A 12,556-nucleotide genomic window follows, 5' to 3' on the forward strand; every position below is an offset into this window, starting at 1 on the left:
CCTACATCATGTGCGGGGTGAGTTCAGAATCCTCCACCAGCCGCCGCACGTGACCCGCCGGGACCGGCGCCGCCCGCCCCACCACGGTGAGCGCCAGCCCGCCCAGCATGAGCCCCACCGGCCAGGCGGTGTCGGCCGGGTCGGTGATGGTCTGGCTCGTGCCGTCCGCGAAGTCGCAGGTCAGCGAGACGGGCAGCAGCGTGCGCTCCACACGCAGCGGCTCGGCCGCCTCCACGGACTGCCCGCGCAGGCTGGCGCACGCCTCGTAGGCGTCCACGGGGCCGAAGACGTTGACGATGAGCACCACCAGCCCGGCCAGCACCAGCAGCGGCGCCAGGGCCAGGGCCGCCAGACGCAGGGCGCCCTTCCAGCCCGACCGCAGCTCCTCGGCATCGGGCGCGCTGGGGAACCGGCGCGAGGGCTTGCTGGCCGGCGGCTGCGCCACCACCAACCGGGTGGCGCTCACGCCGCACCCCCGGGCCGGGCGACCACCCGGCGCCCCTCGAAGGCACGCCCCAGGGTCACCTCGTCGGCGTACTCCAGGTCGCCGCCCACCGGCAGTCCGGAGGCCAGGCGGCTCACCTTGACGTCCAGCACCTGCAGCAGGCGCGAGATGTACGTGGCCGTCGCCTCGCCCTCCATGTTGGGGTCCGTGGCGATGATCACCTCGGTCACCTCGCCGTCCCCCAGCCGCTGCATGAGCTGGGCGATGCGCAGGTCGTCCGGGCCGATGCCGTCCAGCGGGCTGATGGCGCCGCCCAGCACGTGGTAGCGCCCCCGGAACTCGCGCGTGCGCTCGATGGCCTGCACGTCGCGGGGCTCCTCCACCACGCAAATGGCCGTGCCGTCGCGCTGCGGGTCCAGGCAGATGCGGCACTCCTCGGCCTCGGCGACGTTGCCGCACGTGGCGCAGAAGCGCACCTTCTCCTTGACCACCTGCAGGGCCGTGGCCAGCCGCTGCACGTCCTCGGGGTCGGCCGCCAGCACGTGGAAGGCGATGCGCTGGGCACTCTTGGGACCCACCCCGGGGAGGCGGTTGAGCTCGTCGATCAGGTCCTGGACCGCGCCTTCGTACACAGGCCGAACCCTATGCCTGGTCCGTGTGTTCCTCGATCACGGTTCCACCGAGGATCTTCTCGATGGCGGCCGTGCCGATGACGCCCACGGACTCCACGGTCTCGTCGTCCAGGTCGGGCGTGAAGTCGTCCTCCGGCGGCGGCTCCTCCTCGGGCGGGGGCTCGTCGCCGCCCACCGGGCCGGGGGGCGTCGGCGCACCGCCCTCCCTCGATGCCGGGGGCCCGGCCTGGTTGCCCGGGCCGCCGCTGCCCGATGCGGTGGGCCCGCCACCGGGTGCCGAGGGGGCCACCTGCGGGGCCGGGGCGTCCGCCGTGGCCCAGTCCGGGGCGGCGTCGCTGCGCTGCCCCCACTCGGGGGAACCCACCGGCCCCGCGGCACCGCCGGATCGACCCGCCGGACCGCCGGTGAAGCCACCCCCGCCGCCGGGGGCCACCTGGGCCGCCACGGACGGCGCGGACGGAGCGGACGGAGCGGCAGGTCCCCCCATCGGGCCGGGGGCACCGGCGCCCGGGCCACCGGCGGCACCGGGACCACCCGCAGCACCCCGGCCGCCGACCACGCAGCGGACCCGCGGGGTGAACCCGAGCGCCTCCTGCACGGCCGCCGCCACGCGCTGGGCGTTGTCGCCGCGGTTGAAGCGCTCGGCGATCGGCGGCACCTCGGTGCTCAGCGTGAGGCCCTCGGCGCTCAGCTCGACCACCTGCATGGACTGCGACACCATCGCCCAGGTCACGCGACTGATGCCCTTGAGGCGGTCCAGCACCTGCGGCCACTCGTGGCGCAGCGTCTCCACCGGCACCGGGGCGACACCGGGGGCGTCGCCTCTCGCTGCCGCCGGCTCCTGTGCCGCCGACGCCCCCACCGTTGAGTCGTCGCTCGTCGGGGTCGACGGACGCTCCTGACCCCCAGAAGCGACGACTCGTTGAGGCTGACGCCCCTCAGTCGCCGGGGCCTCCTGCTGCGCAGCCTCCAGGCGGGCTCCCTGCTGCGGGGCAGCGGCATCCTGTCGCGGGACAGCGGCCTCCCGCACCGGCTCCGACCGCTGCGGCGCGGGGCTCTCCTGCACGGGCGCGGCCGCGGGCGCCTCCGCCCCCGTCTCCCGCACCGTTGAGTCGTCGCTCGTCGGGGTCGACGGACGCTCCTGACCCCCAGAAGCGACGACTCGTTGCACCGGCGCCTCCTGCTGCACCGGTGCCCCCTGGGCCGGGGCACCCTGCTGCGAGGTCTGCTGAACCGGCGCCGCGTCGCCTCGGAAGGCCATCCACCGCTCCACCTTCTCCAGCCGCGCGGCGAACCCGCCCTCGCCCGCGGCCCGCGGCAGCAGCAGCCGCGCCATGATGATCTCCAGCTGCAGCCGCGGCGAGGTCGCCCCCGTCATCTCCGCCAGGCCGCGGAAGAGCACGTCCGAGGCCCGCGAGAGCTCGGCCGCCCCCAACCCGCTGGCCTGCTGGCGCAGCCGCTCCAGCTGGTCGTCCGGCACCCCGGGCAGCACCGCCTCGGTGCCGGTGGGCACGGCGTCCACGAGGATGAGGTCACGCATCCGCTCGGAGAGGTCCTCCACGAAACGGCGCGGGTCCTGCCCGGAGCCCACCACCCGCTCCACGGTGGTGAACAGCGACGCCCCGTCGCCGGCGGCGTAGGCGTCCACCACCCCGTCCAGCAGCTCAGTGTCGGTGAAGCCCAGCAGCGCCGTGGTGCCGGCCAGGGTGATGCCCTCGTCCCCGGACCCGGCGATGAGCTGGTCGAGCACCGACATCGAGTCACGCACCGACCCCCCGCCGGCGCGCACCACGTACGAGAGCACCCCCGGCTCCACGGCGATGCCCTCGCGCCCGCACACCTCGCCCAGGTACTCCTGCAGCACGGTGGGCGGCACCAGCCGGAAGGGGTAGTGGTGCGTGCGCGACCGGATGGTGCCGATGACCTTCTCCGGCTCCGTGGTGGCGAAGATGAAGAGCACGTGCTCCGGCGGCTCCTCCACGATCTTGAGCAGCGCGTTGAAGCCCGCCGAGGTCACCATGTGCGCCTCGTCGATGATGTAGACCTTGTAGCGCGAGTTCGCCGGCCCGAAGGACGCCTTCTCACGCAGGTCGCGGGCGTCGTCCACGCCACCGTGGCTCGCCGCGTCGATCTCGATGACGTCCACCGAGCCCGCGCCGCCGGTGGCCAGGTCACGACAGGACCGGCACTCGCCGCAGGGGGTGTCCGTGGGGCCCTTCTCGCAGTTGAGGCAGCGCGCCAGGATGCGGGCGCTCGTGGTCTTGCCGCAGCCGCGCGGGCCGGAGAAGAGGTAGGCGTGGTTGACCCGCCCGGTGGCCAGGGCCCGCTGCAGCGGGACGGTCACGTGCTCCTGACCCACCACCTCGGCGAAGGTCTGCGGGCGGTAGCGGCGGTACAGGGCGGTGCTCACGCCCCAGACCCTAGCCGCGACCCCCGACAGCACGGCCACCGCCGACCACGGGACCGGAGCGCCCACCCGACCCCCGCGGCGGCCCCGCAGCCCCCGGACGCAGAGGACCTCCCACGCACCTGGAAGAGCTCTCCTACCCTTGCTGCATTCCTGCCCTGGGGGAGTTCGGAGAGGTACCACCGCGTGGGAGGCCGGCGCACAGTCTACGCGACGCCCTCGGGACGGCCCCCGCCCGGTGCCCCGGGGCCCCGCGGAGCCCCCGCCGGACACCGCACCACCCGGCACGCCGGGACACCGGGATTTCACTCCGGCTTCACCGACGTGTATCCTCTCCGGCGGAGGATTCGCATAGCGGCCTAGTGCGCACGATTGGAAATCGTGTTGGGATAAAACCCTCGGGGGTTCAAATCCCCCATCCTCCGCCGATCGAAGGCCCCCCTCGCACGAGGGGGGCCTTCGTCACGTCCGGCGCGGATCGGCGCCCGGCCCCCTGGCATGTGAGACATTCGGACCCCGCCCACCGGGCCACCCTCTCGGGGAAGGAACGCCGTGCACCACGCCCGCCTGGCCGCCATCACGACCGCCGTCCTGCTGGCCGCCACCACCCTGAGCTCCTGCCGCAGCCTCGGCAACGAGGCGAAGTACCCGCAGGACCCGATCCCCGGCCACTGCGACGACTGGGGTGAGCTGCACGCCCCCGACCACGCCGCGGTGCAGGTCAGCGTGCTCAACAACGGTGCCGGCGCGGGCGCCGCCGCCACCGCCGCCCGCGAGTTCGAGGCCCGCGGCTTCACGGTGCTCACCACCGGCAACGAGTCCGACGACGCCCCCCGCGACGCCACGGTGGTGCGCTACGGCCCGATGGGGCTCACCGCGGCCCGCACGGTGGCCCAGCAGATCGAGGGAGCCCGCATGCTGCGCGACGAGCGCCGCAACCCCTCGGTGGACGTGGTGCTGGGCAACTCCTTCGAGCAGCTGGCCCGCCAGCCCGCCGCGGCACCGGACCAGGTGCGCATGAACGTCTACAACACCACCTCGGCCGTGGGGCGCGCCGCCGAGACCGCGCAGGCCCTGCGCGACCGCGGCTTCACCGTGGACAAGGTCGGCAACGACCCCGAGAAGAAGTGGTATCCGGACGACACCGCGATCATCCGCCACGGCGCGGCCAGCGAGCCGGTGGCCCGCACCGTGGCCGCCCAGGTGCCCGGCGCCCGCCTCAGCGACGACGGCCGCACCGACCGCACGGTCGACCTCGTGCTCGGGGCGAAGTTCGAGAAGGTGACCGACGACTACACCGAGCCCGAGGCCGTGCCGGAGGTCAAGGAGGGGGCGCGCATCGGCTGCGACTGAGGCTCAGCGTCGGCGCGTGCCGAACAGGCTGCGCACCAACTCACGCCCCACGGCCGTGCCCGCCGAGCGCATCGCCGACGAGACGGCCCGGTTGCCCAGGATCTGGCCGAGCACCCCCTGGTCGGCCTCCTCGACGCGACAGGTACGCCGCACGTCGTCCTCCTCGCGGGGCTCCGGCGCCCGCTCCCGCGGCGCGTCCGCGTCGCGCACGTCCCGCGGCGAGGCGGAGGCCTCCATCGTGCCCATGAGCTTCTCGTAGGCCGACTCGGGGTCGAGCCGCTGGCCGTACCGCGCACGCAGCGGCGAGGCGTCCACCACCTCGTCCATCCGCGGCTGCCCGCACGGCGCCATGAGCGACTGCGGCGCCCGCAGGCGGGTGTGCGCCACGGGCGTGGGCACGCCGTCGTCCGAGAGCACGGTCACCACCGCCTCACCGGTGCCCAGCGTGGTGAGCAGTTCCTCGAGGTCGTAGTCGGTGTGCGGGTAGGTGCGCACCGTCTGGCGCAGGGCCTTCTCGTCGTTGGGGGTGAAGGCGCGCAGTGCGTGCTGCACGCGGTTGCCCAGCTGACCCAGCACCGCCTCGGGCAGGTCGGTGGGCGACTGGGTCACGAAGAACACGCCCACCCCCTTGGAGCGGATGAGGCGCACCGTGTTCTCGATCGACTCGCGGAAGGCCTTGCTCGCGTCCTTGAACAGCAGGTGGGCCTCGTCGAGGAAGAACACCAGCGAGGGCTTCTCCGGGTCGCCCACCTCGGGGAGGTCGTTGAACAGGTCGGCCAGCAGCCACATGAGGAAGGTGGAGAACAGCTGCGGGTTCCCCTGCACGCTGGGCAGCTCCAGGCAGCTGATGACGCCGCGCCCGTCCTCGGTGGTGCGCAGCAGGTCGGAGGTGTCGAACTCCGGCTCGCCGAAGAACTGCTCGGCCGTGGCGGCAAAGGTCACCAGCTCGCGCAGGATGACGCCGGCGGGCGCCTTGGAGAGCGCACCGAGCCCCTCCAGCTCCTGCTTGCCCTCGGCGGAGGTCAGGAACTGCACCACGGCCCGCAGGTCGCCCAGGTCCACCAGCGGCAGGCCGTGGGTGTCGGCGTAGTGGAAGACCAGGCCGAGGCTGGACTCCTGCACCTCGGTGAGGCCGAGCACCTTGCTCAGCAGGGTGGGGCCGAAGGAGGTGACGGTGGCGCGGACGGGCACGCCCGTGCCGCTCTCGCCCAGGCGGAGGAACTCCACCGGGCTCGCCGTGGGCGCCCAGTCCTGCCCCACCGACGCGGCCCGCTCGCGGACCCCCTCGGAGTCCTCGCCCGCTGCGGCCAGGCCCGAGAGGTCACCCTTGACGTCCGCCAGGAAGACCGGGACGCCGGCCGCGGACAGTTGCTCGGCCATGAGCTGCAGCGTCTTGGTCTTGCCCGTGCCGGTGGCACCGGCCACCAGGCCGTGCCGGTTCAGCGAGCGCAGCGGCAACCCCACCTGCACGTCGGCGTGGACCTCGTCGCCGGCCACGGCGGCACCGAGCGCCAGGGCCGGACCGTCGAAGGCGTACCCGGCGCGCACCTCCTCGAGCAGCTCGGACGGTGCGGGGGTGTCGGACGACGGTCGGGCCACGGTTCCTCCTCGGTCGGGCGGGCACGCCGGCGGGCGCCACCTCGCAGCGACAGTACAAGCCCCCCCCCACCCACCGGGAGCGTCACAGGCGCCACGGCCCCGCGCGCCCGCGCCGGCGGGAGGCCCCGCGTCTGCCACAGTTGGCCCGTGCACGATGCCGAGATCCACGACCCCTACGACCCGCGGACCGGGTGGACCCGCCCCGCCCCGTCGCAGGAGCCCCCGCGCCGTCCGGAGCGCACGTGGTCCGACATCGCCTTCTGGAGCGTCCTGTCGGTGCTGGCCCTGGCCGGCATCTACGGGCTCTCGCTCGTGCTGGGCCTGTGGCCCGAGCCGGAGACCACCGCCGCCAACTGCCAGACCGACATCGACGCCCCGCGGGTGTACGTGGCCGACGCGGGAGCCGGCGACACCGCCGTGCGCCGCATCAGCGAGCAGCTGCGCAACCGGGGGGCCGTGGTCATCGGCACCGCGGAGTCCACCGGCACCCAGGGCGGCGCCACCCGCATCCTCAGCGGCCCCGACAGCAAGCCGGCCGCGGAGGCGCTCGCGGAGTGGTTCCCGAAGGCCAAGCAGGTCGACGACGCCCGCGACGGGTTCGTCGCCACCATCGCGCTGGGCCCCCACACCAGGACGGTCGAGTCGTCGGTGTCGGTCGGCCCGGCCACCCAGCCCTGCACCGACTGACCGCCACCCCACCACCCACCGGGAGAACCCCGTGCGCCTGTCCGAGTCCGTCACCGTCCACGCCCCCCTGCACGAGGTGTTCGAGCGCCTCCGGGAACTCGACCAGGCCCAGCAGCACGTCCAGGGCATCGAGTCCATCGAGGTCCTCCACGGCCCGGCCCGCATGGAGGTGGGCACCCGCTGGCGCGAGACCCGCCGCATGTGGGGCCAGGACGCCACCGAGGAGATGGAGGTGGTGGAGCTGGTGGAGGGCAGCCACTACGTCACCGAGGCCGTCCACGAGGGGATGCGGTACACCAGCGGGTTCCGGGTGACCCCCGTGGGCACCGGCCGCGGGGAGGCCACGCGCGTGACCATGGACTTCGCCGCCGAGGCGCTCACCCGCCGGTCGCGCGTGGCCGCGGCGATGATGCGCCCGATGGCGCGGGTGGTGGCCAAGGAGTGCCGCAAGGACCTGCTGGACGTCAAGGCCTCGTTCGAGGGCTGATCCCGCTGGGGCCGCGGCACCGGCTGCCCCTCCCACCCCGGACACACGCGAGGGCGGCCCCGGCATCGGGGCCGCCCTCGCGGTGACAATGGCGGTGACGGTGGGATTTGAACCCACGAATGGCGTCAACCATTACTCGCTTTCGAGGCGAGCTCCTTCGGCCGCTCGGACACGTCACCGCCCGGTAGGGTACTAGACCCTGCGCGTCACGAAAAACTCACCCAGGGTTCGCCGGCAGTCCGCCTCCCGGACACCTGCGCGCACCTCGGCCCGGTGGAGGGCCGCGCGGTCACGCAGCACGTCCCAGACCGAGCCGCACGCGCCCGCCTTGTCGTCCCACGCCCCGAACACCACCAGCGGGATCCGCGCCTGCCCGATGGCCCCGGCACACATGAGGCAGGGCTCCAGCGTCACCGCGAGGGCACAGTCCTGCAGGCGCCACCCACCCCGCGCCCGGGCGGCCTGGCGCATCGCCACCACCTCGGCGTGGGCCAGCGGGTCCCCCTCGGCCTCGCGCCGGTTCCACCCCCGCCCCAGCACCTGCCCGTCCGGCCCGATGACGACGGCCCCCACCGGCACGTCCCCGCTGGCCAGGGCGTGCTCGCCGGCCTCGAGGGCCCATCCGACCCACTCCTCCTGGGTCGGCCGGTCGGGGTTGTGCACGGTGCTCATTGACGTAAGTTTTCCCCATGCGCGTCCACGTCGCCGACCACCCGCTGATCGCCCACAAGCTCACCCGACTGCGTGACGACCGCACCGACTCGCCCACCTTCCGCCGCCTGGCCGACGAGCTGGTGACCCTGCTGGCCTACGAGGCCACCCGCGAGGTCCGCGTGCAGGAGTGCGAGGTCGTCACCCCCGTGGCCACCACCCGGGGCGTGGAGCTGGCCACCCCCAAGCCGCTCGTCGTGCCCATCCTGCGCGCCGGCCTCGGCATGCTCGACGGCATGGTGCGCCTCCTGCCCACCGCGGAGGTGGGCTTCCTGGGCATGGTCCGCAACGAGGAGACGCTCGAGGCGCACACCTACGCCAACCGCCTGCCCGCCGACCTCGACCGCCGCCAGTGCTACGTGGTGGACCCGATGCTGGCCACCGGCGGCACGCTCGTGGACGCCGTCCGCTACCTGGTGGACCTCGGCGCCGACGACATCACCGCCATCGTGCTCATCGCGGCCCCGGAGGGCATCGCGCGCGTGGAGGAGGCTCTGGCCGACCTGCAGGTGCCAGTCACCCTGGTCACCGGCGCCATCGACGAGAGGCTCGACGAGAACGGCTACATCGTGCCCGGGCTCGGCGACGCCGGCGACCGCCTGTACGGCGTGGTCTGAGGCCGCGAGGGTCGCCGTCTGGCACGATGCCGGGAGACCCCGCCGAGACGAAGAGGACCCATGAGCGTGCAAGACCGATTCAAGAAGCTGCTGTGGTGGCTGCTCCTGCTCTTCATCGTCTACGCGATCTTCACCAGCCCGGACCGCACCGGCGACATCTTCCGGGCCATCGGCGACATCATCGTGCAGGCCTTCCGCAGCCTGGGCGACTTCTACAACAGCGTCCTGGATGGGAACTGACCCACAGATCGACCTCGACCTGGTGGCCCGTTACCTGGTGACGGGTGAACGGGTCGTCATCGCGGTCCGGCGCCACTGGGTGACCGTCGTGGAACCCGTCGGCTCCGCCGTGGCCGGCCTGGTCCTGGTGCTGTGGGTGGGCAGCACCGCCCCGCAGGACCTCGTGGTGGTGGCTGACTTCCTGTGGTGGGTGTGGTTCGCCGTGCTCGGCCGCGCCCTGTTCCTGCTCTGGGAGTGGCGCCGCACCTGGTTCGTGGGCACCGACCGGCGCCTGCTGCTCACCTACGGCGTGGTGGTGCGCCGCGTGGCGATGATGCCGCTGTCCAAGGTGACGGACATGAACTACGGCCGCACGCTGCTGGGGCGCCTGCTGGGCTACGGCACGTTCACGATGGAGTCCGCCGGCCAGAACCAGGCCCTGTCGGAGATCGAGTACGTGCCGAGACCCGACCACCACTACCGGGCGCTGGTGGCCCAGATCTTCGGCGGAGAGCAGGGCGAGGGCGACCCCCTCATGCAGGACGAGGTCGACGACGACGCCCCGCAGTGGGACGACGAGCTGCCGGACACCGGGGAACCCGACGAGGCGTGGGACGACCCGGAGCGCGCGGACGGAGACGACGCCCTCGACGCCTGGGACGAGCTCTGGGACGAGGACCCCCGCGACCGCCGCAGGACCTAGACTCACGGCCCGGGTCCCGCACCCACCCCGCCGTCACCGCCGTCCCGAGGAGCACCCGTGGCCGTCCGCCCCATCACCGTCATCGGACACAAGGCCCTGCACCAGCCCACCAAGAAGGTGCAGGAGGTGACCGACGAGATCCGCACCCTGGTGGACGACATGTTCGACACCATGGAGGCCGCCGAGGGCGTGGGTCTGGCTGCCAACCAGGTGGGTGTGCGCTGGCGCATCTTCGTCTTCGACTGCAGCCACGACCCCGAGGCCGGCGCCGACGCCCGCGGCGTGGTGATCAACCCGGTGCTCGAGAAGCACCACGTCTCCCCGCTGGCCGCCGACCCCGACGAGGACCACGAGGGCTGCCTCTCGGTGCCCGGCGAGAGCTTCCCGACCGCCCGTTCGGACTGGGCGCGCGTCACCGGCACGGACCTCGACGGCAACGAGGTCGTGGTGGAGGGGACCGGCCTGCTCGGCCGCTGCCTGCAGCACGAGACCGACCACCTGGACGGGCACCTCTACGTGGAGCGCCTCTCGCCGGAGGACAAGCGCCGGGCCCGCGAGGCCGTCAAGGGCCGCGGGTGGGAGGCCCGCGGCATCACCAAGTGGGACCCCACCACCCAGACGGCCGAGAAGGTCTGACAGGCATCGACCCCGGGGCCGCTCAGAGCCCCTGGACCTCCCACTGCAGCTGGTCGGCCCGGGCCTGGCTCACCTGCGCACCGGCGAGGTCGCCTGCCGCCTTCTGTGCCCGCGCCAGCATGCGCCAGGCCGAGAACAGCTCGGGATTGCGGTGCACGTGCTCCCGAGCCCCCAGGACGGCCAGGTCCGGCCGCCCCAGGGCCAGCAGCGCGCCCTGCTGGGCGGTGCGCGACGCGTGGTCGTCCGGCCCCATCGCCAGCGCCCGCAGGGCGAGCGCCAGCCCGGTGTCGGCGTCCCCGGTCTGCACGGCCGCCATCGACTGCCACACGAGGCACCGCTGGTCGGGCCCGATGCCGGGGCACCGGCGGGTGAGGGCCTCGTACTGCGGCCGGGACGAGGCACCGAAGTCGGGATTCCACGGCGTGCGACCGGCCGCCAGCGCCGTGGCCCGGCCCGCCAGCAGCACCTCCGGGTTGGGGTCCCACGGCGCGGCCCGGTGGGTGCGCTCCAGCCCCGCGGCGGCACCGGCCGGCCCGGCGGCCACGGTGCTGCCGGCGTGGCGGTGGGCGTCCCACACCATCAGGCTGCCCACGAGCGAGACGGCCGCGGCCACCGACACCGCGGCGGCCGCCCCGCGCCGCAGCCGCCCGGCCCGGGCGCGCTCCGCCGCGGACCACCGCCGGGGCACGCGCACCAGCGGCTCGTCGTCCCGGCACGCGGCGGCGAGCCCCCCGCCCACCAGGGCGGCCCCGGGCACCACGAAGACCGGCTCGGTGTACGCGAACATCAGCGCCACGCAGAACCCCACGCCCACCACCAGCGCCGCCGGCGACCACGCGCTGCGCGGCCCCTCCCCCGGACCCGTGGTCCGCACCGCGCGCCAGAGCACCTGGCCGCACGCCACCGCCAGCGCAGTGACCGCGAGCAGCCCGACCACGCCGAGGGTGGAGGCGGTCTGGAGCACCACGTTGTGCACGGCGTCGAGCGTGACGCCGGGCCCGGCCTCGGCCTGCCAGGCCGGACCGTAGCCATCGGCCACGGAGGCCACCCAGCGCGACGGCCCCACCCCCTCGGGGTGCTCGAGCACCAGCCGGGCCGTCCGGCGCCACATCATGAGCCGCACGGTGATGTTGGTACCGGCCCCCTCCTGCTCCAGGAAGATGCGGTCGCGCGTGATGGGCAGTGCCAGCACGGCCACGACCCCGGCCACGATGACCCCGGCAGGGGCGACGACGCGGCGCACCCCCTCCGTGCGTGCCACGAGCACCAGCGAGAGGGCCGCGCCCACGAACAGCCCGAGCAGCGCCCCGCGCGAGGCGCCGAGCACCAGCAGGGCCCCACCGGCCACCGCGCCCGCCAGCGCCACGCGGGAGCGCTCACGCCACGTGACCCACCCCAGCCAGGCGGCCAGCATGAGACCCCAGAAGCCCACCGTGGAGGCGTTGCCCAGGGCGGTGACGACGCGGCCGGCACTCCCGCCCGTCGCATCGCGCACCCCCATCCACACCAGCACCCAGCCCGATGCGGTGGCGGTCCAGACCGCCCACCGGCGCCCCGCCTGGTGCGCGAACAGCAGCGCCCCCGCCGGCAGGGCCGCCAGGTACGCCCCGATCATCACCAGTCCCTCGTTGCGCGGGTAGCGCCCCACCACCGAGAGCCACGAGTTGGTGGAGAGCCAGGTGGCCAGCACCGCAGCCAGGCCCACCGCCCCCATCGCCCACCACACCGGACGCGGCAGCCGCGGGTCCTCCCGCTCCACCCACCAGAGCCCGGCGGTGCAGGTCATGACGGCGGCGATGACCACCCGACGGACCGGCTCACGGACGTCCAGGGCACCGGGGGTGGAGACCAGCGGCAGCACGCCCAGGAGCAGCACGACGGCCGCCAGGCGCAGGACGGTGGCGAGGGTCTCGCGACGCACGGGGTTCATCGGGCTCCATGTCGGTGGGCTGGTGGCGCCGTCAGGCTAGCTGTGATGTCCAGGGACGTTGTTGCGTGACTCGCTGACAGGTGAAGGCCTCCTGTTGCGAGAGTGGAGCTGTCTAAGAACCGCTGCACGC

Annotated in this window: 13 protein-coding genes, 2 tRNA genes and 1 other RNA gene; 8 read left to right on the forward strand and 8 right to left on the reverse strand. The window is 73.9% G+C overall.

Translation table 11 applies throughout. The features are described from left to right. Position 1: 1 nt before the first annotated feature. From CYJ76_RS04035 to ffs, 4 genes are all read right to left on the reverse strand, one after another. Positions 2 to 466 (reverse strand): hypothetical protein, encoded by a 465-nt coding sequence (locus CYJ76_RS04035; RefSeq protein WP_101849313.1) that lies wholly within the window; start codon positions 464 to 466, stop codon positions 2 to 4. Beyond that, positions 463 to 1,077 (reverse strand): recombination mediator RecR, encoded by a 615-nt coding sequence (gene recR, locus CYJ76_RS04040; RefSeq protein ID WP_070705490.1) that lies wholly within the window; start codon positions 1,075 to 1,077, stop codon positions 463 to 465. The genes CYJ76_RS04035 and recR overlap by 4 nt, the downstream gene beginning before the upstream one ends. A gap of 10 nt (positions 1,078 to 1,087) precedes the next feature. Next, the gene (locus CYJ76_RS04045) at positions 1,088 to 3,487 is read right to left on the reverse strand and encodes a DNA polymerase III subunit gamma and tau (protein WP_101849314.1); all 2,400 of its coding nucleotides are present in this window, start codon (positions 3,485 to 3,487) and stop codon (positions 1,088 to 1,090) included. Between the two features lie 99 nt (positions 3,488 to 3,586). Then, an RNA gene (ffs, locus tag CYJ76_RS04050) (signal recognition particle sRNA small type) lies at positions 3,587 to 3,683 on the reverse strand. A gap of 141 nt (positions 3,684 to 3,824) precedes the next feature. Here ffs and CYJ76_RS04055 point away from each other — a divergent pair. Both CYJ76_RS04055 and CYJ76_RS04060 read left to right on the forward strand, forming a co-directional pair. Beyond that, positions 3,825 to 3,909 (forward strand) — tRNA-Ser (locus tag CYJ76_RS04055). A 127-nt stretch (positions 3,910 to 4,036) separates the two neighbouring features. Beyond that, complete coding sequence (locus CYJ76_RS04060) at positions 4,037 to 4,837, forward strand: LytR C-terminal domain-containing protein (protein WP_101849315.1); 801 nt, start codon at positions 4,037 to 4,039, stop codon at positions 4,835 to 4,837. A 3-nt stretch (positions 4,838 to 4,840) separates the two neighbouring features. Here the strand turns inward: CYJ76_RS04060 and CYJ76_RS04065 are convergent, their stop codons facing one another. Continuing rightward, positions 4,841 to 6,436: a helicase HerA-like domain-containing protein gene (locus CYJ76_RS04065; RefSeq protein WP_101849316.1), complete on the reverse strand. Its 1,596-nt coding sequence runs from the start codon at positions 6,434 to 6,436 to the stop codon at positions 4,841 to 4,843. Positions 6,437 to 6,583: 147 nt separating this feature from the next. Here CYJ76_RS04065 and CYJ76_RS12390 point away from each other — a divergent pair, with 147 nt between their 5' ends. Together CYJ76_RS12390 and CYJ76_RS12395 are read left to right on the forward strand one after the other, a co-directional pair. Then, positions 6,584 to 7,123, forward strand: a complete 540-nt coding sequence (locus CYJ76_RS12390; RefSeq protein ID WP_180802201.1) for a LytR C-terminal domain-containing protein — start codon at positions 6,584 to 6,586, stop codon at positions 7,121 to 7,123. Positions 7,124 to 7,154: 31 nt separating this feature from the next. Continuing rightward, entirely contained in the window at positions 7,155 to 7,610 is a 456-nt protein-coding gene (locus tag CYJ76_RS12395; RefSeq protein ID WP_070704243.1) for an SRPBCC family protein, read from the forward strand. Positions 7,611 to 7,699: 89 nt separating this feature from the next. On the opposite strand, the gene CYJ76_RS04075 is transcribed toward CYJ76_RS12395, so the two are convergent. After that, a tRNA-Ser gene (locus CYJ76_RS04075) sits at positions 7,700 to 7,789 on the reverse strand. 13 nt (positions 7,790 to 7,802) lie between these two features. After that, positions 7,803 to 8,282 (reverse strand): nucleoside deaminase, encoded by a 480-nt coding sequence (locus CYJ76_RS04080; protein WP_070704246.1) that lies wholly within the window; start codon positions 8,280 to 8,282, stop codon positions 7,803 to 7,805. A 17-nt stretch (positions 8,283 to 8,299) separates the two neighbouring features. Between CYJ76_RS04080 and upp the strand changes: the two genes are divergently transcribed. From upp to def, 4 genes are read left to right on the forward strand one after another with little or no spacing between them, the layout of a single operon-like run. After that, positions 8,300 to 8,938, forward strand: a complete 639-nt coding sequence (upp, locus tag CYJ76_RS04085) for a uracil phosphoribosyltransferase (protein WP_070704249.1) — start codon at positions 8,300 to 8,302, stop codon at positions 8,936 to 8,938. 60 nt (positions 8,939 to 8,998) lie between these two features. Continuing rightward, positions 8,999 to 9,178 carry a hypothetical protein gene (locus CYJ76_RS04090; protein ID WP_070704252.1) on the forward strand — a complete coding sequence of 60 codons (180 nt, stop codon included), beginning with the start codon at positions 8,999 to 9,001 and terminating at the stop codon, positions 9,176 to 9,178. Beyond that, complete coding sequence (locus tag CYJ76_RS04095; RefSeq protein ID WP_070704255.1) at positions 9,168 to 9,860, forward strand: PH domain-containing protein; 693 nt, start codon at positions 9,168 to 9,170, stop codon at positions 9,858 to 9,860. Before CYJ76_RS04090 ends, CYJ76_RS04095 begins: the two co-directional genes overlap by 11 nt. A gap of 57 nt (positions 9,861 to 9,917) precedes the next feature. Beyond that, a complete protein-coding gene (def, locus tag CYJ76_RS04105; RefSeq protein ID WP_070704258.1) occupies positions 9,918 to 10,496 on the forward strand; it encodes a peptide deformylase in 579 nt (192 codons plus the stop codon). A 22-nt stretch (positions 10,497 to 10,518) separates the two neighbouring features. On the opposite strand, the gene CYJ76_RS04110 is transcribed toward def, so the two are convergent. Next, a complete protein-coding gene (locus CYJ76_RS04110; RefSeq protein WP_101849317.1) occupies positions 10,519 to 12,426 on the reverse strand; it encodes an O-antigen ligase family protein in 1,908 nt (635 codons plus the stop codon). Positions 12,427 to 12,556 lie beyond the last annotated feature (130 nt).

Source organism: Kytococcus schroeteri (assembly GCF_002847825.1).
In the GTDB taxonomy this organism is placed as follows: Bacteria; Actinomycetota; Actinomycetes; order Actinomycetales; family Dermatophilaceae; genus Kytococcus; species Kytococcus schroeteri.